Origin of the sequence: Pedobacter sp. KBS0701 (genome assembly GCF_005938645.2) — a bacterium.
In the GTDB taxonomy this organism is placed as follows: Bacteria; Bacteroidota; Bacteroidia; order Sphingobacteriales; family Sphingobacteriaceae; genus Pedobacter.
This window is the reverse complement of sequence record NZ_CP042171.1, coordinates 5,011,852-5,037,274: the sequence shown is the minus strand read 5'-3', so window position 1 is coordinate 5,037,274 and position 25,423 is coordinate 5,011,852. Positions and strand designations below refer to the sequence as shown.

Below are 25,423 nucleotides of genomic sequence, written 5' to 3'. Positions count from 1 at the left end.
TGAAACCTCGGAGTGAAACGAAGAAGCTTCATGACAACTAAAAAATCAAGAATTATGAAAAAGTTATTGAGTTTAATCGCAATCGCAGCATTTGGTTTAACAACCGCATTTGCTCAAGCACCAGCTACTAAAGCTAAAACTGTTGCCAAAAAAGAAGTAAAAACAACAACAGCACCTGTTAAAGCAGGCGTAAAACAAGAGGCTAAAAAAGTAGAAACTAAAACAACTACTACAGCTGCTAAAGTAAAAGCAGATGGTACGCCGGATATGCGTTTTAAAGAAAATAAAGCAAAAGCAGTAACCAAAGTTGCTGGTCCGACTAAAAAAGATGGTACAGCAGATATGCGTTACAAAGCAAATAAAACTGCTGCTAAAAAGAATTAGGTTCAGGTTTATAATTTGAAGGGTCTCCAATGAAAATCGGAGGCCCTTTTTTGTTTTTAGGCCAGATAGATTACTCCTTAAGTACGCACTCTTTAAAAAAAATCGTCATCTCGACCGGAACGCAGTGTAGCGGAGCGATCTACCTCGAGATAGATCGCTCCATTCCGTTGCACTTCAGTCGAAATGATTGTTATGATAAAAACAAATTTTAAGCAGCTATTTTATAGTTATTTTTATAGCTGGCTTGATTTTTTATAACAGCAGCAACTCTTAATGCTATCTTGTTTCTAACGGCATTAATTATGCTCATGCTGTGCTTCCCTTCATCCTTTTTTCTATTGTAATATGTTTTGAATTCCTGATTATGTTGAATCAAAGATAATGCACACATATGCAGCAATCTTTTAAGCTCTTTATTGGCCATCCGGTGTACTCTTGTTTTACCTTTGATACTTATACCACTGCTGTGTTCAAATGGTACAACCCCTGCATAACAGGCCAGTTCTTTTCCGCTGGGGCGCCCTGCAAAATTTCCAGTGCAGCCAATCAGGTATACTGCGGTAACATGTCCTATCCCAGGGATACTGAGCAATAGTTTGTAGTTCTGCTTGAAACCCTGGTTTCCTGTGATAATTTTTTTGATCTGATCTTCGAGGTTCCTGATTGACTTTGCGATACCCTCAATTGCATTTTTAAGTGCTTTTTCAATCAGTTTCTGATGTTCTTTACCATTGACATTGCCAAGTTCTTTTACCGAAACGCTAATGCCGGACCTTTGTTTGAGCAGCTTTGTCCTCGCTGATATCAGATCTTTCAGGAGCATCAGTTCGGGATCCAGGGCAGCTGTAGCCTTTAGGTCATCCGCTTCCTTAAAGGCATAGTTGCATAAACGGATACTGTCTATTTTATCATTTTTGCCCCTTGCTATCCCAAAACTCCATTTGATATGGGCGGCATTGCCAATATGGATGGGCAGATTTCTGTTGCTGCAGAAAGTCCATATTAAACGATGATAGATCCCCGTATTTTCCATGACAACCAGGGAGTCCCCATTGAATGTGGTTTTCTGAGATTTCAACCACTTCTCAAATAGCTTTATACCTGGAGCGGTGTTATCAAACCGTGCGGTGGCTATTTCCTGTTTTACATGGTTCACAACGGCCATTAATGCAACATCGAAGTGCGGTTTGGAAATATCAATACCGATAAAAAATTTTGTAGTGGCAATCATCCTGCTATTTTTTATGTTTGTAATGGTTACCTAAGTTTTACCCCATCGATCCTAGTCCTTAATAATGGGTATTACCCTAATTGTTATCTGGTCACTAAGGGAAAAAACGGTAACGGATTGAATCATTTCATAGGCATAAAAACCTTGACGAATTTTAATGTGCCGCTACCGTTTTAGGTAATCTGATTTATAATTTAAGCAAAGTAAGTACTTGGTATCTTTAAATAAAATATCAAAACAAATCTAAAGGACGGTTTGCCGAAGCTATAAACTTATCGTTTCACCGATTGCCGGCAACAACAAGGTTTTCTTCTCACGTTCAAATTTATCAACAGCGGTTTTGGTATCAATTTCAATTACCGGGAAGGTGTTGTAATGAACGCCGATCACTTTATCGCAATCAAAGTATTTTGTCGCAATTAAAGCATCATCCACATCCATGGTATAATTTCCACCAATCGGTAAAATGGCGTAATCCAGGTTGTAAATATCAGCCAACAGCTTCATTTCAATGGTTAAGCCGGTATCACCAGCAAAGTAAATCTGTTTGCCATCAACTTCTAACACAAAACCTGCAGGATTACCACCATAACTTCCATCAGGCAAGCCAGAAGAATGTGTTGCAGGTACCATACGCACCGCTCCCCAATCGAAAGTAAATTTGCCGAAATTCATTCCGTGTACTTTTTCTACGCCCTGCTTCGAAGCCCAATCGGTAATCTCCGGCATGGCAATAACTGTAGCCTGGGTTTGTTTAGCCAATTCAACCAGGTCGGCAACATGATCGCCATGACCATGGCTCACTAAAATATAATCAGCTTCAATCGCCTTGATATCTACATTTTTAGCTAATGGATTGTGTGATATAAATGGATCGAATAATAATTTTTTGCCAGCAGCTTCAAGTAGGAAACAAGATTGGCCATAATAGGTGTATTTCATAGTTCTAGTATCAAGTATGGAGATTTAAGTATCAAGATTGATCTAACGATATTATTGGCCAAACATGCCACCTAATCCACCTAGCATATCTTGTGCTGATGCCTGCATTTCTGCGGCACTTACTTGCTCGGCGCTTGCCATTGCTTTGTTAATCGCAGTTAACAAAAGTTCTTCCAATTCTTCTTTATCGGCATTTTTCAAAAACTCCTCATTAATGGAGATTCCGGTGATGGATTTGTTGGCAGTAGCGGTGATTTTTATTGCACCATTTTCAACTTCGCCAAATACCGAGATCGTATCCAGACGTTTTTTAATTTCTTCGGCTTTTTGTTGAGCCGCAAATAATTTATCGAACATAATCGTGTTGTTTTATAATGAACTAAATCCGGCCTAAAATCGTATTGGCTTCATCAAGAAAGCGCTCAATCTTTTTAGTGCCTATAAAGCTTTTAAGGTTTAAGGTGATTGTTTTGTTTTTGGCAGGCAATAAAATTTCTGCCCTGACTTCGGTACCCGAATAAATAAGATTGGTTGTTTTACGGATCACCTGAAAACGGATTAGATCATCAAAAGGATATTCTTTTTTAAACCGGCCGGCAAAAGTAGAACGGATAATCTTTCTTTGGCTTTTATCAAAACGGATATTGGAGGTTGCTGCAAAAAGAAGCGCCAAGCCTATCGCCGCCGGGAAATAGGTGAGGAGTATTTTCTGAATTGATCCTTCGTTTGCCAAAAAATCGGGGCTAAATAATATGGCAACGGTAGCACCGATAAAAATCAACCCAAAAATAAAGCTTCCTATCTTATTATCCCGCAACAGGTAAATACCACCTTCTTCTCTGAAGAATTTAAAATCGTAAATGGTCTGTTTAGGAACTAACGGGGCATTAGCGAACACAAGCTCATCAATCTTTGGTAATACCTCCTGCTGAAAAGCGATCAGGTTAGCATTGGTGGTTTTACTATAACCAGAAGAAACAAGTAAGCCTCTGCCATGCCTGTTGCTTTTTTTGAACAGTTTATAATTAAAGCCGCTTCCCAGTACTTCGTAAGGTTCTACTGAAGCGATATCATCAAAAGGGATTGATCCAATTGGTAAAAACGCAATTTTTTTGTATAAAATCCTGCTGTTCCCATCAAAAATTACTTTTGTTTCAGCAATAAAAATCAGCAATAACGGAATTAATAACAGGCAGCCATAATACCCAAAAGTGAGGCCAGCAGAATAACCTTGTACTGATCTTGATAAATAGAAAATAAATGCCGCAATCAATACAAAAAATATAAGCCCTACTATCCTTAAATTTCTTTTAGGATAGATGGTTAATGTACCCGGTCCGATAATCCATTTTGTTTTTGCCATAAATTTAATCTTCGTCTGAACCTGGCAAACTGCCGTTGCCATGGTATGCCCCCTTACGGATAATTGGCATGTCGAAGTGTTTATACAGATCATCGAGATGCATTAAACTTCCGTTGGTCAGGTTGCCTAAAAACACAATAACAATATTTTTGTTTAGATCTCTTACATAAATATGGCGGAAACCATGCCACCAACCCGTATGGTACACTACTTTGTCCATTTTTTCGCCATCAAACATTCTCCAGCCATAACCATAGTTGAAGTGGCCATTTATGGGCTTATTGTGTCCGGTATAGGCAGAATCGAGGCTCTTTTTACTTAATAATCTTCCATTTTTCAAATATTTATCAAACAGCACCAAATCGTGTACCGTACTATAAATGCCTTTATCTCCAACTGGCCCATCCAGAAAGTTCTGTGCAACAGAGTATCTAAAACTATTGCGGTCGTGCCCAACTACATCAACCGGAATTTTTTCATACTCGGTTGTGCTATATACGTGTGTATGTTTTAATCCGGCCGGTTTAAACACATGTTCCATCATGTACTGCGAATAGCGCTGTCCGGTTACCTTTTCTATAATGGCACCCAACACCATAAAGTTTGAGTTGTTGTAATGAAAACGGTTATCTGGTTTGGTGTATGGATTAGGTTTTCGCTCGGCAATAACATTCATTACTTCCTGATTGGTTACCCCTTTTTTCATATTGCGTTTTTCCTTGCGCCATATATCATCGATAAAGTAAACGTAGTTCATCATCCCGCTTCGGTGAGAAAGCAATAGTTTTACAGTAATGCCTTCGTAAGGAAAATTAGGATAGAACTTTTTTACGTTATCGTTTAACGAAAGTTTTCCGGCCTCTACCAATTGCATAATCGCCGTACCGGTAAATGTTTTGGTAATGGATGCCAATTCAAACTCTGAGTTGATCGTCAAACTATCCCGGTGGAGGTAATCGGCCCAACCGATCGCTTTTTCGTAAAGGATTTTTCCGTCTTTTGCCACCAGCATATTTCCGTTAAAACCATATTTTTTGTGTAGATTATCTACAAAATTGGCAATCCATTTGTCGCCTTTTTGTGGGTTATAAACCAATAAAAGGCTATCCGCTTTATCGTCATCTTTGGTGCGGATTTTTTTTTCAGCAGCCTTTTTCTCTTCAGATTTTTTGCTTGAACAAGCAGTTAATAAAGTTACAGAGAGGGCTAATGCTGAACATATATATCGAAAATTCATTTATAATAAGGGTAGTATATTTAAAACCCGAAAATTAAAGAATTTTAGACGGTTAAAACGAAAGAGTTTTACACATTTTCGCAATTTTGATTGTACCAGCATTCAAATAAGTGACCTTTACTTCCATAAACAGGGTCGTTGTCTGGATTTTTCACGTTGGCAATGGTTTCATCTGCTTCAGGTCGCTCTTCAGCTTTCCCATATTTCATATCGTAATCTGAACCATTTGGATATGCGCCAACAACAGTGAAGTCGTCGCTTGAGTTCAGTTTTTTATGTGCTACACCTGCAGGGATGATAATGACGTCACCTTTATCCAGCTCTATACAAACGCCATGATCACCTCCAAATTGTACATCGGCCTTGCCGCAAAATACGCCCATTACCTCGTGTGTATTGCTATGGTAATGGTGATAGTCAAAAATGCCATCTACCCAGGCATTGGTGTACCCATTCTGCGCGAAAACTTTTTTGATCACTTCTTCAGTATCATCAGGATGTAACCTGAACGTACCTTTGTAAATCATTAACGGTAATTTGGGATTGTTAGGGAAATTGCCGTTTTCCTCTATTTTATGTGCAACTAAGTAAGCTTCTTGTATCAGTTTTTCTTTGTCCATGATTTGGGTGTTTAATAATTAACAAAGGAATTGGAAAAGGGTTTAGGTTTATCAGGTTTTTCTCCCGCAGACTTAAGAAGATAAACGCAGAGTTGCTCTCTTTTTCTTAAACTGAATTTATAATTTTGATAATTACAGAGATTATAATATTTTTAGTTAATCATCCTCATTTAAGAATACCCATTAAATTTTTATACTATGGATGAAAATGAGATCTCCTATCAAATAAGAGGTGCAATATTTACAGTTTACAATGCATTAGGCCCCGGTTTATTAGAATCTGTTTATGAAACGGTACTGACTTATGTTTTAACCGAAAATGGCTTAGATGTTAAGCAACAGGTAAAATTACCGGTTGTTTTTGAAGGTATAACACTTGATGCCGGCTATCGGATAGATTTATTAATAAACGATCTGGTCATTATCGAAGTAAAATCAGTAGAAACACTTGCGCCAGTTCACCATAAGCAGGTACTTACTTATCTGAAACTTTCTGGCTTACGACTTGGATTGCTTGTTAATTTTAATTCATCAGATATATCTCAGTCGATATGGAGAAAAGTGAATGGTCTTTTTTGAATGTTTCCCGCAGATTTAAGAAGATCAGCGCAGATTTAAATGCTTTATCTGCGTGCTCTGCGGCATCTGCGGGAAACACTTTCTAGTATCAAAATATATAAACTACTTCTGGCTTTCTGCCCAGGCATCCATCTTAGCTTCAAAAACAGATAAAGGAAACGACCCATCTTTTAAAACTGCAGTATGAAAAGCGGCCAGTTTAAACTTCGGGCCTAACTCCTTCTCATATTTGCTTCTCAATTCCCTTATTTTCATTGCGCCGGTTTTGTAGCCTAAAGCTTGTGCAGGAATGCCCATGTAACGTTCAATTTCTGCTGTTGCACCTTCAGTACTAATCGCTTCATTGTCTGTCATGTATTTTATAGCTTCCTCCCTGCTCATGTTTTTGGTATGAATGGCTACATCAACAACTAAACGGATGGCCCGGTGCATTTCATCGCCCAGTGCACCCATGTGTTGGTATGGATCCTGATATAGGCCCAGTTCTTTCCCTAACGATTCGCAGTATAATGCCCAACCTTCTACATAAGCATTATGTCCACCAAAACGGCGGAAATTAGGAAGTAATTTATTTTCCTGCGTTAAAGAAATCTGGTAATGGTGGCCTGGAATTGCCTCATGAAGAAACAGCGATTCCATACCCGAAGTGGTGTTAAATTTTTTCGCATCTAAAATGGGTACATAAAAAATCCCTGGACGTGATCCATCTGCCGAACCTTGATTATATTCAGCACTGGCCGATGCAGCCCTGAAAGCTTCTGTTTGCCTGATTTCGAAAGGTGTTTTGGGCTCTACCTCAAACATTTTTTTCAAGTTGGGTTTCATGCGCTGGTGGATATTTTCAAAAGCAGCTAGCACCTCTTTCGGTGTTTTATAAGGCATGAATTTTTTATCCGTTTTCATGTATTCGAAAAAAGCTTTTAAATCGCCCTTAAAGCCAACTAAATTTTTGATGCTGTCCATCTGCCCTTTAATCCGGGCAACCTCTTTTAAGCCCGTTTGATAGATTTCTTCCGGTGTTTTATTAGTGGTGGTTTGTTGTTTTACCAGATAAGTGTACCAGGCCAAACCGCCGGGCATAGCCGAATAGCCAGAGGTAGTTCGTGTTTTTGGCAGATATTCGTTCTTTAGATAGTCGGCCAATTTTTTATAGGTAGGGATAATTGCATTAGTGATCGATGTGCGGTACGATTCTGTCAGCTTTTGTTTATCTGACGCAGAAAAACTTGCTGGCATTAATTTGATTGGTCCGTAAAATAAACTTTCTTCGGGTTTGGCTGCCACCATACTTTGCATTTGGGGAATCATTTTTATCACCAATGCTTTTGGCAATACAATGCCTGCTGCCGCACCTTTTTTAAAATTTCCGATGGCCGTATCGGCCCACACCGAAAATGCATCAACCCGTTTTAACCAATCTTCATAATTTTTTACAGTTTTAAATGGTTGTGCTCCTGTGCCCGAGCCCAATTGTCCGATGGTTAAGGGTAGCGCAAACATTTGGTTAAATGGGAGGTATTCAGAATGGTATTTTAATCCTTCCAGATTAATTTCCAATTGATCTTTCAGGTAGTCATAAGATAATTTATCGTTTGCGTCAAGGCTTTCGCGGTGATATTTGCCCAGGCTATCCAGATAACGCTGATTGTAGCTTTTAAACTCTTTCAAATAAGCTTGCGATCCGTCATTTGCCAAAAGATCGTTATAACGTTCATCTCCAATGTAAGTAGCGCTTAAAGGATTTATTTTTAATCCATCCTGATAATATTGTTCGCAAAGGGCCGCAAAGGTTTTGTTTTCTGCGCCATTATCAGAACTGTTTTTTTGCTTACAGGCAAGCATTGCAGTAATGCAGGCAGCAAAAAGAAGAGTTTTTTTCATTTATTTTGAGTTAAGGTTCTAATCAAAAATAGCAAATTAAGTCGCCATTTACGAAAAGCCTTAAACGCAAAAAAAGCCATCCTAAAAGGATGGCTTTAAATATGTAGTCATTGTGAACTGAAAACTGTGAATTGCTAACCTGATTATGCTAATAGCCTGATTGGCTCTTCTAATAGACCTTTTAAGGTTTGTAAGAATTGTGCTCCTGTTGCACCATCAACCACACGGTGATCGCAACCTAAAGTCAATTTCATTACGTTACCAGGAACAACAGCACCGTTTTTAACAACAGGAACTTGTTGTATAGCACCTACAGATAAAATTGCACCGTCAGGAGAGTTGATAATTGAAGTAAACTCATCAATACCAAACATACCTAAGTTAGAAACAGTGAAAGTAGAACCTTCCCAATCTGCAGGTTGTAATTTTTTAGCTTTTGCTTTACCACCAAAATCTTTTACTTCTGCAGAGATGTGTGATAAAGATTTGCCATCAGCGAAACGCACTACTGGTACCAATAAACCATCTTCAACAGCCATAGCTACACCAATGTTGGTATGTTCATTAAATCTGATTTTATCGCCACCCCAGGATGAGTTAACAGCAGGGTGTTTTTTCAGGGCAACGGCAACCGCTTTAATTACGATATCGTTGAAAGAAACCTTAACAGGAGCAACTGCGTTGATTGCCGTACGTGCAGCCATTGCATTGTCCATATCGATACTTACTGTCAGGTAAAAATGTGGAGCAGTGAATAAACTTTCAGCTAAACGTTTTGCAATTACTTTACGCATTTGCGAAACAGGTTGCTCTGTGTACTTAACCTCACCAACAAATGTAGGTATAACTGGTGCAGCAGCTGCAGCTTTCTCAGTAGCCGGAGCTGATGCAGATTCAGTTTTAGCCGGAGCAGCTGATGGCTTAAAGTTTTCGATATCTTTTTTAATGATACGACCGCCTTCTGCACTACCTGCAACCTGTGCTAAATCAATCCCTTTATCTTTAGCAATTTTCTTAGCTAAAGGAGATGCTTTAACACGGCTATCCGAAGAACTTTCTGCAACTGGAGCAGATGCGCTAGCATCAGCAGTTGTAGCTTGTTTTTCTTCTTTCGGTGCTTCAGCAGTTTCAGCTTTAGGAGCCGGAGCTGAGCCGCCTGCTAAAATTCCGCTTACATCAGTTCCCTCAGGACCAACAATGGCGATAATTCCGTTTACTTTTGCAGCAGCACCTTTCTCTACACCAATGTGTAATAAAGTTCCGGTTGCATAGCCCATTACTTCCATAGTAGCCTTATCGGTTTCTACATCAGCAAGGACATCATCATCTTTTACTTTATCGCCAACTTTTTTATGCCATTCAGCAATTACGCCTTCAGTCATGGTATCGCTTAACAAAGGCATGCGGATAACCGTAACACCTTTTGCTGCTAATTCTTCTTCACTTAAGCCACCACCCTGAGCAGGTGCCGCCTCTTCTTTTTTATCTTCAGCTTTAGGAACTTCATCTTTTTCAGACTTCGGGCTTGCCGACTCCTGACTTCCAGATTGTTCTGCTTCTAATGCAGCTTTATAATCTTCGCCTTCTTTACCAATAACGGCCATGATCGCATCAACAGGAACAGCTGTTCCTTCTTCTATACCAACGTATAAAAGGACACCATCCCAATAAGATTCCATATCCATTGTTGCTTTGTCAGTTTCTACTTCTGCCAAAACATCGCCGCTTTTCACTTTATCGCCCACCTTTTTATGCCACTTTGCCAAAACCCCTTCGGTCATGGTGTCGCTCATTTTGGGCATTTTAATTACATCAGCCATTATATCTAATTAATTGAAATCTTATTAATATTAGTCCATTACGTAAGGGTAGTCCTGTTGCATATATACATCTTTGTATAATTCAGATGCATCAGGCCAAGGAGATTCTTCAGCAAATTTTACTGCCTGATCTACAATTGCTTTTACTTTAGCTTCTACTTCTTCAATCCAGGCCTGATCTGCATACTTTTCTTTAAGAATCGTTTCTCTTGCATGCTCAACCGGATCTTTTGCTTTATAATCTTCTAATTCTTCTTTGGTACGGTATTTTGCCGGATCTGACATGGAGTGACCACGGTAACGGTAAGTTCTCATTTCTAAGAAAGTTGGTCCTTCACCTTTACGCGCACGTTGAATTGCTTCGTCCATTGCATTGTGTACAGCAACCGGATCCATACCGTCAACTGGTGCACATGGCATATCGAAACCTAAACCTATTTTATAAATATCGGTCATGTTAGTAGTACGTTGTACTGAAGTACCCATTGCATAACCATTGTTTTCGCAAACAAAAATAACAGGCAATTTCCAAAGCATGGCCATGTTAAAAGTTTCGTTTAATGCACCCTGGCGCACAGCACCATCGCCCATATAACAAATATTTACGTTATCAGTTCCTTTGTATTTTTCTGCAAAAGCAACGCCGGCACCTAACGGAATCTGACCGCCAACAATTGCGTGACCACCGTAGAAGTTATGCTCTTTACTGAACATGTGCATTGATCCACCTTTGCCTTTAGAGCAACCTGTAGCCTTACCGTACATTTCTGCCATAATACTATCAGCACTAACTCCTAAAGCTAAGGCATGGGCGTGATCACGGTAAGTGGTAATCATTGAATCGCCTTTTTGCATCGCAGATATTGCACCTGCAACTACAGCTTCTTGTCCAATGTATAAATGACAAAAGCCACGTATTTTTTGTTGTCCGTATAACTGGCCGGTTTTTTCTTCGAATTTGCGCATCAGCAACATCGACTCAAACCACTTTAACCAGGTATCTTTATTTATTTCTACTGCACTCATTTTAGGATATTTGTTTTTTGCGACAGCAAATCTAATTTTTTTATTGTAATTTTTGGCACTTTTAAGTGTAAAAACATCGTAGTTATAGGGCTAAAATCAGAATTAACACTTGTTTTACAATTAAATACAAACCATAAACACTTCTGCTGATTTCACATAAGTAAATCAATGCCCTTTATCATAATAAGTATTCAATTTATTCTAAAATTTAATTCTGTATAAGCGCATATTTCCATAATTTAAAATAAAGCGCGTTTAACCAAAATAGGAATATCTGAAATGAAAAAACATTTTAAAAAGATGGGTATTGGAGCCGAAATATTACTCAAAAGCAGTTGATAAAAAATAAAAATGTTAATAACTTTCACTTTTTATAACATTACATTTGGATAACATTTGTATAATCAATACTTTTGACAACCAACAATAAGCCCATGTGGTGTACGTTAATGTGTAAGTGAATACCCAAACATAACTGTATAACATGATTAAAAAAATTTTGTTTTCTACCCTAATCGCTATCTGCACGCTCTCCAACGCATTTGCGCAAACAAAAACAAAAGAATCTGGTAAAGACTTAAATGATCCCGATAACCTTGCATCACAATATTTTTCGCAGGTAATGGGTGTTGCGGTAGATGCGACCTCGAATTTAAAACTGTATAAGTTTATATACGAATGGATCGGAACTCCTTATAGTTATGGTGGAAACACAAAAAGAGGGATTGATTGTTCGGCTTTTACTAAAGCAATTTACGACAAAGTTTTCAACACAACCATCAGAAGAAATTCACGCGATATTTTCAGCATGGTAGATCCGTTATCAAAAGAAGATTTAAAAGAAGGCGACCTGGTTTTCTTCAAAATTAAAAGCAGAAGTATTTCACATGTTGGTATTTACCTCGGCGATAACAGATTTGCACACGCATCAAGTTCCCGTGGTGTGGTCATCAGCAACCTTAACGAACCTTATTACAGCCGTTATTTTTACAAGGGTGGCCGCGTTTTAGAATCTTTTAAGAAAGAATTTACAGTAGAATAGTTCTGTTAGTTGTTAACGATTTTCAGTTAACAGTTAATAATAAGACATAAATCCTCCTAAAGAAATTTCGGAGGATTTTTTTTTAACAAAACTTTAAGCCGTCATTTCGAGCGGAGTGAAACGTAGTCGGGAAATCTAATGCAGATCTCTCCATTTCGCTGTGCTTCAGTCGAGGATGACCATCATAAATACAATACGCACCTAATGAAGTTCATCAATACCATTCTAATCTTACCCTTTGTTGTTATTATCCTGATCAGTTGCACAAGCAATAATGCACAGGTTAGCCCGCCTATAGTAAAACAATATACGGTCTCCCGGAAAATAAAAGATACGATATCGATAACAGCTGTTGGTGATATTATGCTTGGCTCTGCTTTTCCGTCCAAAACCAATCTTCCACCGGATGACGCTATAAACAGCTTCCAGGTGGTTGATAGCTTATTAAAAGGTGATATCGTATTTGGAAACTTAGAGGGCTGCTTTCTGAACTCAGGCAATTCGAACAAATGTAATGGCATTAATCCTAACAATTGTTACGCTTTTAGAATGCCGGAGCGCTACGCTGGGATATACAAGGAGGCAGGATTTAATGTTTTGAGTATCGCCAATAACCATGTTGGTGATTTTGACGCAAAGGGAAGGAAAAATACGGCAAGAATTTTAGATTCGCTGAAAATCCATTATGCCGGACAGGTAAATAAACCTTTTGAAGTTTTTGAGAAAGACAGTGTAAAGTATGCGTTCTGTGCTTTTGCCCCGAATGAGAATACGGTATCGATTAATAAGCTTGATAGTGCGAAAGCTTTAGTGGCCCGTTTAAGATTAATGGCTGATATTGTGATTGTTTCTTTTCACGGCGGTGGTGAGGGAGCAAGATTTGAACATGTTCCACGTAAGAACGAGATTTTTTATAAAGAGAACAGGGGCAATGTTTATGCCTTTGCACATGCGGTTATTGATGCTGGTGCTGATGTGGTACTGGGACATGGTCCGCATGTAACCAGAGCAGTTGAAGTTTATAAAAATAAATTCATTGCTTACAGTTTGGGTAACTTTTGCACATACGGCATGTTCAGCTTAAAAGGTAATAACGGTATTGCCCCCTTACTTCAGCTAAAAATAAATGCAAAGGGCGATTTTCTCTATGCCGATATTGTATCAGTTAAACAGGATAAGATTAACCGTTTAACCCTGGATGATAACCGTGGTGCCTTTAAACGGATTAAAGAGTTGACGGATATTGACTTCAATGGTCACCAGCTTAAATTCGCTGATAACAGAATCAGTTTAAAAGATTAATCTTCTGCGACATCAATCTCAATTTAATTCAGAATATTTGCCCTATGAAAATGGGATTAATACTTCACTATATTATCGGTATTGCAGCAGCTATTTTAGTTTTGGCAGCAGCTTACTATATTCAGCAAAACCCAAAGAACCTATTGTCTGCCGGGATTATCATTTTAGCCGGCTGCCTGGTGGCTTTTAGCCAATACCAGATCATTAAACACAAAAAGAAACAAAAATAATTGTTCTTTTAGAAGTACAAACGCCACAAACTTTAAAGATGGAATTTATCTTGGCTTAGCCATTGGCGCAGCAGGTTTACTTTTTATTTTATCGGGGAAGTTTAGAAGGAAGAGTTAATTAACTCTCGTCCTTCGTATTCTTTACCAAGCCAATACCCGATACAAAGAATATCAGTCCGATGATTCCATATACCATCAATCCTCTTGTATTTTGATTGTGGTTTACAAAGCCATACCCGGCATATATCAATCCAATTATACCAAGTACAGTTAATATGGTGCCAAAAGTGCGTTTTACGTTCATGTGGTGATTATTTAATAAGATAAAGACAAATTTTTCCTCTATTTGTTTTAAAGCAAAAAAAAAGTCCATTACGGCTATCGAAATGGACTTTTCACAAAAAAATTAAGCGCTTAATCTACCAAACACCTAGCCTGTTTGCAGGTGCTACATACATTTTCGCAGTTGCAGGAATGTTGAACGCCTTATAAAATGCTTCCATATTATACACAGGGCCATTCACACGGAACATTTCCGGGCTGTGTGGATCTGTTTTTAATCGTACACGCATGCTTTCGTCACGGGTTTTGATTCTCCACACCTGGGCAAAGCTTAAGAAGAAACGTTGATCGGGTGTAAAACCATCAATCTTTTTATCCCCTTTTCCTTGTTCGGTCAATTTAAACGCATCGTATGCAATGTTTAATCCTCCTATATCGGCCAGGTTTTCACCCAAGGTTAATGAACCGTTTACATGTTGTTTGTCTAACAGTGAAAAGTTGTTGTAAAATGTTTCTACTTTACCAGCCTTGGCTTTAAATTTATCAGCATCGGCTTTTGTCCACCATTCTTTCAAATTGCCTACCGCATCATACTGGCGGCCCTGATCGTCAAAACCGTGTGTCATTTCATGACCAATTACTGCACCTATTGCACCATAGTTAATGGCATCATCTGCGCTAAAGTCAAAGAAAGGGAACTGTAAGATTCCGGCTGGGAAAACAATTTCGTTGAAAGATGGATTGTAATAGGCATTTACGGTCGGCGGAGTCATTCCCCACTCTGATTTATCGACATTTTTGCCCAATTTATCCATCATTTCTTTGTAGGCATGTTTGTTAGCAGACTTAAGATTGGCGTAGTAGGTATTTTTAGATACCTCTACATCATCATATTTTTTCCATTTATCGGGATAACCGATTTTTTTGATAAATGCGTTAAGTTTTTCTAGAGCTTTCTTTTTGGTATCAGGCGTCATCCAATCTACTTTCTGGATTCTTTCAGCATATACCTTCTGTAAATTATTTACCAGGGTTAACATGCGCTCTTTCGCTTCTGGTTTGAAATACTTTTCAGCATATAATTGACCTAAAAGTTCTCCTAAACGACCATCGGTAGCATTTACTATAGCTTTCCATCTTTCTGTTGGTGCCTGTTGACCATAAAGTGTTTTGGAGAAAAAGTCGAATTTAGCATCTCTGAATTTTTTGGTGAAAGCATTAGCCGAGCTGTTCAATGCATCAAACTTTAACTTTTCTTTCCAGATTTCGATAGGCTGACTTTTTACCAGTGCTGATAAGGTTTGATAATATTTTGGCTGCCTAACAATAACGGTATCTGTGTTTGCACCTAGTTTGGTCAAAACAGATTTCCACTCAATGTTTGGGGTCTGTTTTTGAAAATCAGCCACCGTCATTTTGTTATAATTTTTCTGCGGATCGCGAAGTTGAACAGGTGTTGAATGAGACTGTGCAATTGCTGTTTCCAGTTTTAAAATATCAGCAGCATATTTGGCTGCGTTCGCAGAATCGCCTGAAAGGTTAAAAATCTTTGTGATGTATTTGATATACTCGGTTCTGATTTTTTTTGCCTTATCATCCTGCTCTAAATAATAACTACGATCTGGCAAGGTAATGCCGGCCTGAGAAAATGATAAAGCATTTTTGCTGCTTAATTTATCATCCGGTTCTACGCCAAAGCCAAATAAGTCGCCTTCACCTTCTTTATAGCCATCGGCAACAAAATTAATTAAGTCCTTGTCGTTTTTAATCTCGTCTATTTTACTTAAGAGTGGTTTTATAGGTTCTATACCCAGCTTTTCGATGGTAAGGGTATCCATTCCACTGGTATAAAAATCGCCCACTTTCTGTTCAGTACTTCCCTTAGCCGCATTAGCTTTTGAAGCGTTTTCAAGAATGCTGTTCAGATTTTTTAGGTTGTCATTATATAAGGTATAAAAAGAACCCCAGCCTGTTTCGGTTTTAGGAATTTCGGTATTTTTCATCCATTTACCATTGGCATAAAGGAAAAAGTTATCACCAGGTTTTATGGTGGTATCCATGCCTGCCTTATCGAAAAATTCGGTACGTGTATTTACGGTATCCGTTTCCTGATGGCTCTTATTCTGGCATGCCGCAAAGAGCAAAACACCTGCCGCCGGAAGAAATAGTTTAATTTTCATTACGTATAAGTTAGTTAGAAAACTTAAAGCTACAAAATGCCTGATGTAGTTTATATGAATTTTTTTATAACTTCAAAAAAAAATCTAATTATGCAATACACCGTTTACATTTTAGTAGTAATAGGAGTTATTATACTGCTAAGCTCGTTCGTTACCGTTAAACAGGGCACCATTGCGGTAGTTACCGTTTTTGGTAAGTACCAAAGGCTCTTAAGACCAGGTTTAAATTTTAAAACCCCTTTAATAGAGCAGATTTATTCGCGGATATCGATCCAAAACCGCTCTGTAGAGCTTTCTTTTCAAGCAGTAACTCAAGATCAGGCCAATGTTTACTTCAAGGCCATGCTTTTATATTCTGTAATTAACCAGGATGAGGAAACGATCAAAAATGTAGCATTTAAATTTGTTGATGCTACTAACTTAATGCAGGCATTAATTAGAACTATTGAAGGTTCGATCAGGGCTTATGTGGCTACGCAAAAGCAGGCAAATGTATTGGCTCAGCGAAACGAAATTGTGCTTCATGTTAAGGAACAGATTGATCAGGTTTTAGACGGATGGGGTTACCACCTTCAGGATCTTCAGTTAAATGATATTACTTTCGATGAAGAAATTATGCGTTCAATGAGTCGTGTAGTAGCTTCGAACAACTTAAAGGCAGCGGCTGAGAATGAGGGACAGGCATTATTGATTACTAAAACAAAAGCGGCAGAAGCCGACGGTAATGCGATTAAAATTGCCGCTACAGCGGAGCGTGAAGCTGCTCAATTACGGGGACAGGGTATTGCGTTGTTCCGTGCAGAGGTTGCCCATGGTATGAGCAAAGCCGCACAGGAAATGGAACAGGCCAATCTGGATATTTCGGTAATCTTATTTACCATGTGGACAGAATCGATTAAACATTTTGCCGAAAATGGAGATGGTAACGTTATTTTTCTTGATGGTAGTGCCGATGGCATGAATAAAACCATGAAAGAAATGATGGCCATGCAGTTAAACAAACAAACTGAGCCAACGGCGAAGAAAGGGTAGTGCTTTTGCAGTGCAGTAAGATGTTACCTGATGACTGATAAAGTAAATTCCAGTTACCATCTGATAGTTCAATAGATTAAAATTGTTTAGTGTCGGATAGAAATATCCGACACCACGAAATTCCAATTGAGGCATAATACGCCTTTAGCGTTGTCAACTTCACATAGAATTGATCATTAAAGTTGACAACTCTGAAATCTAATATAAAAAAGGCCGCTTTAGTATAAACTAAAACGGCCTTTTTCGTTGGAATAGATTCCTTAGTTATTCTTTGGCATCACGCCTAAATTCATCACATAGTTTCCGGATTGTTGCATAAAATCGCCCATTACTTTTAACGATTCATCTTCAATGAAATCGAAAGCGTCCTGCTTAGTAATTTTATCGCCTTTTTTAATGGCTGGCAATCCTCTGAGTGCCCTTAATTCATTTTGTCTGGCAAGTGTTTTAGCTTCCTGAGCATCGCGTTCAGCTTTAAGTTTTGCCTCATTTAAAGTTACAGAAACTTCGTTGTCACGTTTTTTAAGGTCTGCAATATCTTGTTTCAGGTATTTAAAATCCAAGGAGTTCGCAATACGCTGCTCACTGTTTTTAATCAATTGTGCTTTAACAGGGGTAAGATTTGCAACTGCTTTAAAGTTAGAACTTGGAATAACATCCCATGGTAAGGCAGATGATTCAGTATCTTCTCCAATTTTATCCATCGGATAAACAGAAGGGAAAACAATATCAGGTGTTACACCTTTATGCTGAGTGCTGCTCCCTGCTACACGGTAAAATTTAGCCATGGTTAGGTTAATCTGACCTAAGTTGATGTCAGCAGGACTTGCTCCGCTTGGAGATGTGCCAACGGTTTTATCTTTAGAAATTAACCCTGCTACCCTTTGCAGCATACTTGGGTTTACCAGTTTATTTAAATCGATAGAAGATTGAACGGTACCTTTACCATAAGTTTGGCTACCCATAATAATCCCGCGGCCATAATCTTGTATTGCACCGGCGAAAATTTCAGATGCTGATGCACTTAAACGGTCTACAATTACACCAAAAGGCCCATCCCAGGTTACGCCGCTATTTTCATCCTCGTCCACTTCAATTTTACCGCGTAAATCTTTCACCTGAACTACAGGACCTCTATCGATAAATAAACCAGTTAATGAAATGGCCTCAACCAATGAACCACCACCGTTTCCACGTAAATCCATTACAATTGCATTTACCTTATCGTAAGTTTTTAGCGAGTCGATTAATTTTCTAACGTCGCGGGTGGTACTTTTGTAATTTTTATCACCTGCGTTAGCCGCTTTAAAATCTGCATAGAACGCTGGTAAAGTAATAATCCCGATTTTATATTCTTTACCATTACTATTAATGGTTTTAACTTTTTTCTTGGCAGATGTTTCTTCTAAAACAATTTTATCACGAACTAATTCGATAATTACTGGTTTAGATGACATTTCTTTTCCAGATGGGATTACTTTTAACCGCACCTTAGTTCCTTTTGGGCCTTTAATTTTTGATACGGTGTTATCTAATCTCCAACCTATTACATCAACAAATTCTCCATCACCCTGGGCTACGGCAATGATACGATCGCCTGCACTCAGCTGCTTGCCTTTAAAAGCAGGCCCACCAGCAATAATTTCTGAAATTTTAACCACCTCATTTTCTAATTGTAAGCGGGCACCGATGCCTTCAAAAGAACGAGACATATCTTCGTTAAATGCTGCGGCATTAGTTGGATTAAAATAATTGGTATGCGGATCAATCGATTCTGTAAAAGCATCCATCAAAATCTGGAAAACATCTTGATTATTGGTTTTTGAAGTTTGCGATTGTAGGTTTTGATAACGTTTTGTTAATGTTTCTACATTCTTTGCTTCAGCTGTGCCAGCTAAATTTAAGTTGATTAATTCGTATTTAACACGTTTTTTCCAGGTATCATTTAATGCTGTTGAAGAAGTTGCCCAGGGCTGCTTTTCTCTGTCATATACATAACTGTCATTTTGATTAAAATCGAATTTTGTTTTAATCTGAGCCAGAGAATAAGTGAAATATTCGTTTAGTCTTTTGGCGTAAATGTTATAAATGAAAAATGGTCCGCTCAGATCGCCATTTTTAAAATCATCATCCAGGGTATATCTGTATTTCTCAAATTCCTTGATATCCGATGCCAGGAAGTAATTTTTGCCCTGATCCAGAGACTTGATATACTTATCTAAAATGATCGAAGAAATAGAATCGTTGATCTGAATTTTTTTATAATTGTAACTCTCGATCAAATTTACAACCTCTTTTATAACAAGTTGTTGCTGCTCATCAGGTTTCACATTGGTAACCCCCTCAACCATTGGCTGAGTTTTAGGTGCAGCATGACAAGCAAGTACTGCCGCAGTAAAAATTACAAAAAATATTCTCTTTAACATCTCTTTAAATGATTTAAAATCCATTTCCAATTCTATATAGCCAATATGATACCATTTTAGCAAAAAAACAAAAAAGAGACAGCATTATTACTGTCTCTTGTTAAAACTTTATCAAATCTAACTAAAAGCTTTTTATTTAACAATTTCTTATGTAGAACGTTGAGGGTTATTTTTTGTTTTAGTAAATAGCCAAAATTTAGTCAGTTACAGGCCCCTGAAGACTATGTTTAGGTAATTGAGGAAAATTTATGGAAAATATGTACTTAAATTAGCTGGGGTTTACCTTTTTACTGGTGGTTTTGCTGGCAATCATTTCCCTGGCATCTTTAATCTGTGTTTTATACTGGGTGGTTTTAATGGAGTTGGCCAGCCATTCTGCTGATTTCAGATCTCTCAGCGCAAGTGTAAAATCTTTCTTTTTAATTTTAACCTGGGCAATGCCTAAAATAGATTCGATATAAGCGTTGTTGCTTTTTAATTGTTTTGCAAGAATACCCTGCTGGGTGTAGAACCACATTGATTGGGTGTACTTGGTATTGGCCAGATAAACTTTGCCTAGCAGGTTATAGGTATTCATTACTCCTGCTCTGTTTCCAGTTTTAGAATAATTTTTTAGGGCAACGTTTAAGAGAATCTGCTCCGCATCAGTAAAACGCCCAAGTTGATAATGCATACTGCTCATTTTGATAATGGCCTGCCCATACCTGTTAAAGTTTTTTACGGCATTGTATTCGAAAGCAGCTTTGCCAAATAAGGTGAGGGCTTCATTGTAATCGCCTTTTCGCTCAAAATCTTCTGCTTCCTCAAAAAAAGAATTCCCATCTTCCAGGTCAAATTTAGATACTGCTATGTTTATCGCACTACCATTAGGTTCCTGGATCTCAGATTTATCTATATTTTGAGCTTGTAGTTGTAATGATGCAAAAAGGCCAATTAAAGCCAATACAATTTTGGTCATGCAACAAAAATAATACTTTAAATCTAATTTCAGCTAAATACCTGTAAATTAACATCAAAAGATGCCCATACCATGTATGGATGAGAGTGGCAATGGTACACTTCCCCTGCTGTAGAAATCCCTACAATGCCTGCAAAGCCATCAAAAGTTTTAAGTTCAGCAAAAGATTTATCTGATGCTTCCTTTAAAGAAAAACCATCTGTAACGCGGGTTACAATTTTTGCGGCCAGGGCGCCGCTTACTATATCTTCACCTACTCCGGTACAAGAAATTCCCGCATATTGATTGGCATAGTTGCCTGCCACGGTTGCAGAATCGCTTACCCGGCAAGGGATTTCGAATCCTTTTCCACCTGTAGAGGTTGCTGCTGCTAAATTTCCATCTTTATCAAGCGCTACACAGCCTACCGTTCCCTTTTTATTATTTTGGTTTAATTTAGCTTCATATTCTGACTGGCGCTGTGGTGTAACTGGATTGAAATATTCAAATCCGTTTGTTCTTGCAAATTGCTTGGCACCATCACCACTAAGCACCCGGTCATCGTATGTTAATAGGTTCTGCGCAATCTGTATCGGATTTTTAACATCTTCCACATTAATTACGCCACTAAATTTTTCAGTTTTACCATCCATTAGCGCTGCGCTCAATCTCACTTTTCCATCGCTTTGGATCTGCGAACCGATGCCTGCATTAAACAGCTCGTTATCTTCTAACAGCGCAACAGTATAAACAACGGTTTCTAAAGCAGTATGCGTTTTTAGATATTCGTGACCGAGCGTAACAATCGAAGTCAAAGCATCTTGTTTCGCCTTTTTCGTTTCCTGGTTGGTGGACGATTCGCTGAAGAAGCCGCCATGTATGATTAGTTTCATTTTTGTAGTATTGAGATGTTAGTATCAGGTATCAAAACGGAAGTAGCAAGTATCAAGATTGGGTAAATCCTGGCTGAAAATCGCCCACTGTTAAATGCTAACTGAATTACGCTATAGGAATAACCTTTGGATGGTGGATCACTAAGCTATGGTCTGTTAAGTCATAAACGTCGCCATCGCACATCACGTGTACTACCATATTTTTAATGGAGACAGGTTGACCCATTTCTACATCGGTTAAATTGGTATCGGCCATTGTGCGGCCATCTACTAAAATTACCATGCCAGAGCCAATGGCCTCCATTGTATGACCATCTGAAATAAAAAGGCCGGTGTCTTCACCAAGACCGATCCCTAAAATACCGGGATTACTGGCCGCTGCATATAATAAGCGACCAATTCTTCCGCGCTGAACAAAGTGCGTATCTACAATAACATCATCAATAAAGCCTAATCCACCTGTAATTTTAACCTCACCTTTAAGTAAAGCATCTTTGCTACTACCCTGATAAATCATGTTTTTAGAACTTGCAGCGGCCCCGGCCGAAGTACCTGCAATAACCACCGGTTCGTTTCTATACTTATCTAATAGAATCTGATGTATTTTTGTTCCGCCGAAGATTGAAGAAAGACGGAGTTGATCTCCACCGGTAAAGATAATTACCTCTGCAGCTTTGATACGCTCACAATTTTCATCAGAATTGGCTTCTTCGCGGTTGGAAATATTAAGAACACCAACATTATGTACGTCTAATTGTGCATAAGCCTTAATATATTCTTCACCCACTTTTTCAGGCATCAATGACGCTGTGGTGATGATTTCAAAACGAGATTGCGTATCTCTTAATGATTCTGTAGTAATCCGTTTTAAAATTCCACGCTCAAAAAAATTCATATTTTCAGGTAGTCCAAATTGCGTTTCTGCGAAGCTACCTGTGTTTATTGCGCCACCAATGATGATGAGTTTACCTTTCGGAACCATTCTTTGTGTATTATAATTGTATCAAAAAACCCAAATATATAGGCTTAAGATAAAAAACACGACTTTTTTTGTAAAGAATATTCAGTTTATTAACAAAAGTTAAAATTTTATAACCTAAAATTAACAGGATTGTGCTTGAAAATAAAACAAATACACGTTAAAATTGATTTAGCTAATTGGAGCGTCTATTTTCAAAATAAATGTATAATTTACAGTCATCAATTTCATTCTTAAAATTGAATATAAAGATCGATTCCTAAATCCTTCTTTAACATAAAAAACGAACAAAACATTACATGAAGATATTAAATATACAAGTATTAAGAGGACCAAATATATGGTCTATTAGCCGGAAGAAACTGATCCAGATGCGCTTGGATTTAGAAGATTTAGAGCAAAAACCAACAAACGTAATAGAAGGATTTAGCGAAAGGATTGAGAAACTGTTGCCAAGCATGTTTACTCACCGTTGCTCAAAAGGTGTTGAAGGTGGCTTTTTTACACGAGTGAAAGAAGGAACCTGGATGGGGCACGTGATTGAACACATTGCGCTGGAAATTCAGACACTCGCCGGTATGGAAACTGGTTTTGGCAGAACGCGCATGACCAAAACTGAAGGCATTTATAATGTTGTTTTCAGTTATTTGGAGGAGAAGGTAGGTGTTTACTCGGCCGAAGCTGCGGTGAGGATTGCCGAGGCTTTGATCAATAATGAAGAGTACGATTTAGAACACGATATCCGCAGGATGAAGGAAATACGTGAACTGGAAGCCTTAGGCCCAAGTACAGGTTCGATTGTAGAAGAAGCGGTAAAAAGAAGTATTCCATGGATAAGATTGAACAAAAGTTCATTGGTGCAATTGGGTTATGGTAAAAATCAGGTGCGTTTTAGGGCCACTATGACCGAAAAAACCAGTAGCATTGCTGTAGATCTTGCCAGCAACAAGGAAGAAACGAAACGTTTGCTCACCGAAGCTGCCATTCCGGTGGCCTCAGGGGTAACCATTTCAAATCCTGACGATCTCGAGGCGTCTGTTAAAAAGGTTGGATTTCCTTTAGTTTTTAAACCACTTGATGGCAACCACGGAAAAGGTGCAACCATTAACGTGAAAACAATGGAAGATGCTGTGGCTGCCTTTGAATATGCCAAAACGTATTCGAGAAGGGTAATTATAGAAAAATTCATTACCGGATTTGACTTCCGGGTTCTGGTAATCGACCATAAGGTAGTTGCTGCGGCACAACGTGATCCGGCTCATGTAAAAGGGAACGGAATCCATACCATCCAGGAATTAATTGATAAGGAGAATGAAGATCCACGTCGTGGTTATGGCCATGAAAATGTGTTAACAGAAATAGCTGTCGACCGTGATACCCTGGATTTATTAGCTAAAAAAGAATATACCTTAGAAACCATTCCAGAAAAAGGAGAGGTGGTTTATTTAAAATCGACCGCCAATTTAAGTACAGGAGGAACATCAATTGATGTAACAGACATTGTTCATCCACAGAATATTTTTATCTGTGAAAGGATTTCGAGGGTGATCGGATTGGATATTTGCGGTATTGACATCATGGCACAGAACCTCACCCAACCCTTAACCGAAAATGGTGGTGTGGTGTTAGAAGTTAATGCTGCACCTGGTTTCAGGATGCACCTGGCACCAAGTGAAGGTTTACCGCGTAACGTTGCGGCACCGGTTATTGATATGCTTTATCCACAGGGTAAATTATCACAGATCCCAATTATTGCCGTAACCGGAACCAACGGAAAAACTACTACTACCCGCTTGATTGCGCACATTATCCGCAGCAACGGTAAACGTGTCGGTTTTACCACCAGTGATGGTGTTTATGTGCACAATACCATGTTGATGAAAGGTGATACCACTGGCCCGGTAAGTGCAGAATTTATTTTGAAAGACCCCACAGTAGAGTTTGCGGTATTGGAAACTGCCCGTGGCGGAATTTTAAGGGCCGGTTTGGGCTTTAATGCCTGCGATATTGGTGTGGTTACCAACATCCAGGAAGATCACCTTGGCCTTTCTGATATCCACAATCTTGACGATTTAACCCGGGTTAAAGCCGTTGTAATTGGGGCGGTGCGCCGTAAAGGTTGGGCAGTATTGAATGCGGATAACGGTTATTGCGTTCGCATTGCTAAAGAGGCCCGTTGTAATGTTGCTTATTTCAGCATGGATGAAAATAATCCTGTAGTTAAAGAACATTGTAGAAAAGGCGGTATTGCTGCCATTTATGAAAATGGGTACATCACCATCAAAACCGGCGACTGGAAATTAAGGGTAGATAAAGCCACCCATATTCCTTTAACGTTTGGTGGTTCTGTAAACTTTATGATCCAGAATGTACTTGCAGCAACATTGGCAGCCTATTTATGGGGCTATAAACCTGAAGATATCCGTTTATCATTAGAAACCTTTATCCCTTCAGCAGCACATACGCCAGGCAGGATGAATATTTTCAGGTTCAAAGATTTTAAAGTACTGGTCGATTTTGCGCATAATCCTGACGGATTTAATGGTGTAAAAGGTTTCTTGCAAGGGGTAGAAGCGACTGAACATGTAGGTATTATTTCGGCAACTGGTGACAGAAGGGATGAAGACATTATCGAAACGGCCCGGATTTCAGCACAGATGTTTGATAAAATTTATGTTTGTCAGGAGAAATATCTTCGTGGAAGACAGCAGCAAGAACTGGTTGATTTATTAGTGAAAGGAATTAAAGAAGTAGATCCAAATAAAGAGATTATAGTAAACAATAAGAGTACAGCTTGTTTACAGATCGCTATTGAAAATGCTAAGAAGGGCTCTTACCTCACTATTTTAAGTAATACTATTGATAATACGATTCAGCGCGTTACTGAACATTTAGATCGGGAATTAGAATCGTAAGTAACTAATTTATTCTGCCATCGAGGTAATTTCGGGCGGAATGCAATGAAGTGGAGAAATCCTTCTGGATAGATCTCTCCATTACGCGTTGCTCCAGTTGAGATGACGAAGCAATTATAAGA

At 38.6% G+C, this 25,423-nt stretch carries 22 protein-coding genes; 7 read left to right on the top strand and 15 right to left on the bottom strand.

Translation table 11 applies throughout. The features are described from left to right. The first annotated feature begins 54 nt into the window (after nucleotides 1-54). Complete coding sequence (locus FFJ24_RS20305) at nucleotides 55-384, top strand: hypothetical protein (protein WP_138818977.1); 330 nt, start codon at nucleotides 55-57, stop codon at nucleotides 382-384. 208 nt (nucleotides 385-592) lie between these two features. Here FFJ24_RS20305 and FFJ24_RS20300 read toward each other — a convergent pair whose 3' ends face one another. The 6 genes from FFJ24_RS20300 to FFJ24_RS20275 all read right to left on the bottom strand — a co-directional run bounded on the left by FFJ24_RS20300 (nucleotide 593) and on the right by FFJ24_RS20275 (nucleotide 5,777). Further along, complete coding sequence (locus FFJ24_RS20300; RefSeq protein WP_138817962.1) at nucleotides 593-1,615, bottom strand: IS110 family transposase; 1,023 nt, start codon at nucleotides 1,613-1,615, stop codon at nucleotides 593-595. Between the two features lie 264 nt (nucleotides 1,616-1,879). Continuing rightward, the gene (locus FFJ24_RS20295; RefSeq protein WP_138818976.1) at nucleotides 1,880-2,557 is read right to left on the bottom strand and encodes a metal-dependent hydrolase; all 678 of its coding nucleotides are present in this window, start codon (nucleotides 2,555-2,557) and stop codon (nucleotides 1,880-1,882) included. 51 nt (nucleotides 2,558-2,608) lie between these two features. Then, a complete protein-coding gene (locus tag FFJ24_RS20290) occupies nucleotides 2,609-2,914 on the bottom strand; it encodes a YbaB/EbfC family nucleoid-associated protein (protein WP_138818975.1) in 306 nt (101 codons plus the stop codon). A 22-nt stretch (nucleotides 2,915-2,936) separates the two neighbouring features. Beyond that, nucleotides 2,937-3,920 carry a hypothetical protein gene (locus FFJ24_RS20285; RefSeq protein WP_138818974.1) on the bottom strand — a complete coding sequence of 328 codons (984 nt, stop codon included), beginning with the start codon at nucleotides 3,918-3,920 and terminating at the stop codon, nucleotides 2,937-2,939. A 4-nt stretch (nucleotides 3,921-3,924) separates the two neighbouring features. Further along, nucleotides 3,925-5,157 (bottom strand): serine hydrolase, encoded by a 1,233-nt coding sequence (locus FFJ24_RS20280; protein ID WP_138818973.1) that lies wholly within the window; start codon nucleotides 5,155-5,157, stop codon nucleotides 3,925-3,927. A gap of 68 nt (nucleotides 5,158-5,225) precedes the next feature. Then, the gene (locus FFJ24_RS20275) at nucleotides 5,226-5,777 is read right to left on the bottom strand and encodes a cupin domain-containing protein (RefSeq protein ID WP_132395476.1); all 552 of its coding nucleotides are present in this window, start codon (nucleotides 5,775-5,777) and stop codon (nucleotides 5,226-5,228) included. Between the two features lie 198 nt (nucleotides 5,778-5,975). Between FFJ24_RS20275 and FFJ24_RS20270 the strand changes: the two genes are divergently transcribed. Then, entirely contained in the window at nucleotides 5,976-6,356 is a 381-nt protein-coding gene (locus FFJ24_RS20270; protein WP_132395475.1) for a GxxExxY protein, read from the top strand. A gap of 102 nt (nucleotides 6,357-6,458) precedes the next feature. Here the strand turns inward: FFJ24_RS20270 and FFJ24_RS20265 are convergent, their stop codons facing one another. From FFJ24_RS20265 to pdhA, 3 genes are all read right to left on the bottom strand, one after another. Next, nucleotides 6,459-8,237: a DUF885 family protein gene (locus tag FFJ24_RS20265; protein WP_138818972.1), complete on the bottom strand. Its 1,779-nt coding sequence runs from the start codon at nucleotides 8,235-8,237 to the stop codon at nucleotides 6,459-6,461. Nucleotides 8,238-8,380: 143 nt separating this feature from the next. After that, nucleotides 8,381-10,057, bottom strand: a complete 1,677-nt coding sequence (locus FFJ24_RS20260; RefSeq protein WP_138818971.1) for a pyruvate dehydrogenase complex dihydrolipoamide acetyltransferase — start codon at nucleotides 10,055-10,057, stop codon at nucleotides 8,381-8,383. 30 nt (nucleotides 10,058-10,087) lie between these two features. After that, complete coding sequence (pdhA, locus tag FFJ24_RS20255) at nucleotides 10,088-11,083, bottom strand: pyruvate dehydrogenase (acetyl-transferring) E1 component subunit alpha (protein ID WP_029274973.1); 996 nt, start codon at nucleotides 11,081-11,083, stop codon at nucleotides 10,088-10,090. Between the two features lie 484 nt (nucleotides 11,084-11,567). Here pdhA and FFJ24_RS20250 point away from each other — a divergent pair, with 484 nt between their 5' ends. The 3 genes from FFJ24_RS20250 (at nucleotide 11,568) to FFJ24_RS20240 (ending at nucleotide 13,657) form a co-directional block, all read left to right on the top strand. Further along, on the top strand, nucleotides 11,568-12,125 hold the full coding sequence (locus FFJ24_RS20250) for a C40 family peptidase (protein WP_132395472.1): 558 nt from the start codon (nucleotides 11,568-11,570) through the stop codon (nucleotides 12,123-12,125). A 204-nt stretch (nucleotides 12,126-12,329) separates the two neighbouring features. After that, a complete protein-coding gene (locus FFJ24_RS20245) occupies nucleotides 12,330-13,427 on the top strand; it encodes a CapA family protein (RefSeq protein ID WP_138818970.1) in 1,098 nt (365 codons plus the stop codon). A 50-nt stretch (nucleotides 13,428-13,477) separates the two neighbouring features. Continuing rightward, on the top strand, nucleotides 13,478-13,657 hold the full coding sequence (locus FFJ24_RS20240) for a hypothetical protein (protein WP_138818969.1): 180 nt from the start codon (nucleotides 13,478-13,480) through the stop codon (nucleotides 13,655-13,657). Nucleotides 13,658-13,775: 118 nt separating this feature from the next. On the opposite strand, the gene FFJ24_RS20235 is transcribed toward FFJ24_RS20240, so the two are convergent. Together FFJ24_RS20235 and FFJ24_RS20230 are read right to left on the bottom strand one after the other, a co-directional pair. Beyond that, nucleotides 13,776-13,961: a hypothetical protein gene (locus tag FFJ24_RS20235; protein ID WP_138818968.1), complete on the bottom strand. Its 186-nt coding sequence runs from the start codon at nucleotides 13,959-13,961 to the stop codon at nucleotides 13,776-13,778. Between the two features lie 115 nt (nucleotides 13,962-14,076). Further along, on the bottom strand, nucleotides 14,077-16,119 hold the full coding sequence (locus FFJ24_RS20230; RefSeq protein WP_138818967.1) for a M13 family metallopeptidase: 2,043 nt from the start codon (nucleotides 16,117-16,119) through the stop codon (nucleotides 14,077-14,079). Between the two features lie 90 nt (nucleotides 16,120-16,209). Here FFJ24_RS20230 and FFJ24_RS20225 point away from each other — a divergent pair, with 90 nt between their 5' ends. Then, nucleotides 16,210-17,151 (top strand): SPFH domain-containing protein, encoded by a 942-nt coding sequence (locus tag FFJ24_RS20225; RefSeq protein ID WP_138818966.1) that lies wholly within the window; start codon nucleotides 16,210-16,212, stop codon nucleotides 17,149-17,151. A 260-nt stretch (nucleotides 17,152-17,411) separates the two neighbouring features. Here FFJ24_RS20225 and FFJ24_RS20220 read toward each other — a convergent pair whose 3' ends face one another. From FFJ24_RS20220 to FFJ24_RS20205, 4 genes are all read right to left on the bottom strand, one after another. Next, on the bottom strand, nucleotides 17,412-19,577 hold the full coding sequence (locus tag FFJ24_RS20220) for a carboxy terminal-processing peptidase (protein WP_246862668.1): 2,166 nt from the start codon (nucleotides 19,575-19,577) through the stop codon (nucleotides 17,412-17,414). Between the two features lie 268 nt (nucleotides 19,578-19,845). Beyond that, nucleotides 19,846-20,535, bottom strand: a complete 690-nt coding sequence (locus FFJ24_RS20215; protein ID WP_138818964.1) for a hypothetical protein — start codon at nucleotides 20,533-20,535, stop codon at nucleotides 19,846-19,848. Between the two features lie 29 nt (nucleotides 20,536-20,564). Continuing rightward, a complete protein-coding gene (locus FFJ24_RS20210; RefSeq protein ID WP_138818963.1) occupies nucleotides 20,565-21,407 on the bottom strand; it encodes an isoaspartyl peptidase/L-asparaginase in 843 nt (280 codons plus the stop codon). A 106-nt stretch (nucleotides 21,408-21,513) separates the two neighbouring features. Continuing rightward, nucleotides 21,514-22,389 (bottom strand): cyanophycinase, encoded by an 876-nt coding sequence (locus tag FFJ24_RS20205; protein WP_138818962.1) that lies wholly within the window; start codon nucleotides 22,387-22,389, stop codon nucleotides 21,514-21,516. 296 nt (nucleotides 22,390-22,685) lie between these two features. On the opposite strand from FFJ24_RS20205, the gene cphA reads away from it, so the two are divergent. Beyond that, complete coding sequence (cphA, locus tag FFJ24_RS20200; protein ID WP_138818961.1) at nucleotides 22,686-25,301, top strand: cyanophycin synthetase; 2,616 nt, start codon at nucleotides 22,686-22,688, stop codon at nucleotides 25,299-25,301. Nucleotides 25,302-25,423 lie beyond the last annotated feature (122 nt).

Bases quoted from the DNA above. Each gene is read 5' to 3' on its own strand.
- FFJ24_RS20240 (WP_138818969.1), top strand. From the start codon at position 13,478: ATGGGATTAATACTTCACTATATTATCGGTATTGCAGCAGCTATTTTA.
- FFJ24_RS20230 (WP_138818967.1), bottom strand. From the start codon at position 16,119: ATGAAAATTAAACTATTTCTTCCGGCGGCAGGTGTTTTGCTCTTTGCG.
- pdhA (WP_029274973.1), bottom strand. From the start codon at position 11,083: ATGAGTGCAGTAGAAATAAATAAAGATACCTGGTTAAAGTGGTTTGAG.
- FFJ24_RS20265 (WP_138818972.1), bottom strand. From the start codon at position 8,237: ATGAAAAAAACTCTTCTTTTTGCTGCCTGCATTACTGCAATGCTTGCC.
- cphA (WP_138818961.1), top strand. From the start codon at position 22,686: ATGAAGATATTAAATATACAAGTATTAAGAGGACCAAATATATGGTCT.
- FFJ24_RS20220 (WP_246862668.1), bottom strand. From the start codon at position 19,577: ATGTTAAAGAGAATATTTTTTGTAATTTTTACTGCGGCAGTACTTGCT.
- FFJ24_RS20285 (WP_138818974.1), bottom strand. From the start codon at position 3,920: ATGGCAAAAACAAAATGGATTATCGGACCGGGTACATTAACCATCTAT.
- FFJ24_RS20245 (WP_138818970.1), top strand. From the start codon at position 12,330: ATGAAGTTCATCAATACCATTCTAATCTTACCCTTTGTTGTTATTATC.
- FFJ24_RS20260 (WP_138818971.1), bottom strand. From the start codon at position 10,057: ATGGCTGATGTAATTAAAATGCCCAAAATGAGCGACACCATGACCGAA.
- FFJ24_RS20280 (WP_138818973.1), bottom strand. From the start codon at position 5,157: ATGAATTTTCGATATATATGTTCAGCATTAGCCCTCTCTGTAACTTTA.
- FFJ24_RS20275 (WP_132395476.1), bottom strand. From the start codon at position 5,777: ATGGACAAAGAAAAACTGATACAAGAAGCTTACTTAGTTGCACATAAA.
- FFJ24_RS20295 (WP_138818976.1), bottom strand. From the start codon at position 2,557: ATGAAATACACCTATTATGGCCAATCTTGTTTCCTACTTGAAGCTGCT.
- FFJ24_RS20205 (WP_138818962.1), bottom strand. From the start codon at position 22,389: ATGGTTCCGAAAGGTAAACTCATCATCATTGGTGGCGCAATAAACACA.
- FFJ24_RS20300 (WP_138817962.1), bottom strand. From the start codon at position 1,615: ATGATTGCCACTACAAAATTTTTTATCGGTATTGATATTTCCAAACCG.
- FFJ24_RS20210 (WP_138818963.1), bottom strand. From the start codon at position 21,407: ATGAAACTAATCATACATGGCGGCTTCTTCAGCGAATCGTCCACCAAC.
- FFJ24_RS20290 (WP_138818975.1), bottom strand. From the start codon at position 2,914: ATGTTCGATAAATTATTTGCGGCTCAACAAAAAGCCGAAGAAATTAAA.
- FFJ24_RS20235 (WP_138818968.1), bottom strand. From the start codon at position 13,961: ATGAACGTAAAACGCACTTTTGGCACCATATTAACTGTACTTGGTATA.
- FFJ24_RS20215 (WP_138818964.1), bottom strand. From the start codon at position 20,535: ATGACCAAAATTGTATTGGCTTTAATTGGCCTTTTTGCATCATTACAA.
- FFJ24_RS20225 (WP_138818966.1), top strand. From the start codon at position 16,210: ATGCAATACACCGTTTACATTTTAGTAGTAATAGGAGTTATTATACTG.
- FFJ24_RS20305 (WP_138818977.1), top strand. From the start codon at position 55: ATGAAAAAGTTATTGAGTTTAATCGCAATCGCAGCATTTGGTTTAACA.
- FFJ24_RS20250 (WP_132395472.1), top strand. From the start codon at position 11,568: ATGATTAAAAAAATTTTGTTTTCTACCCTAATCGCTATCTGCACGCTC.
- FFJ24_RS20270 (WP_132395475.1), top strand. From the start codon at position 5,976: ATGGATGAAAATGAGATCTCCTATCAAATAAGAGGTGCAATATTTACA.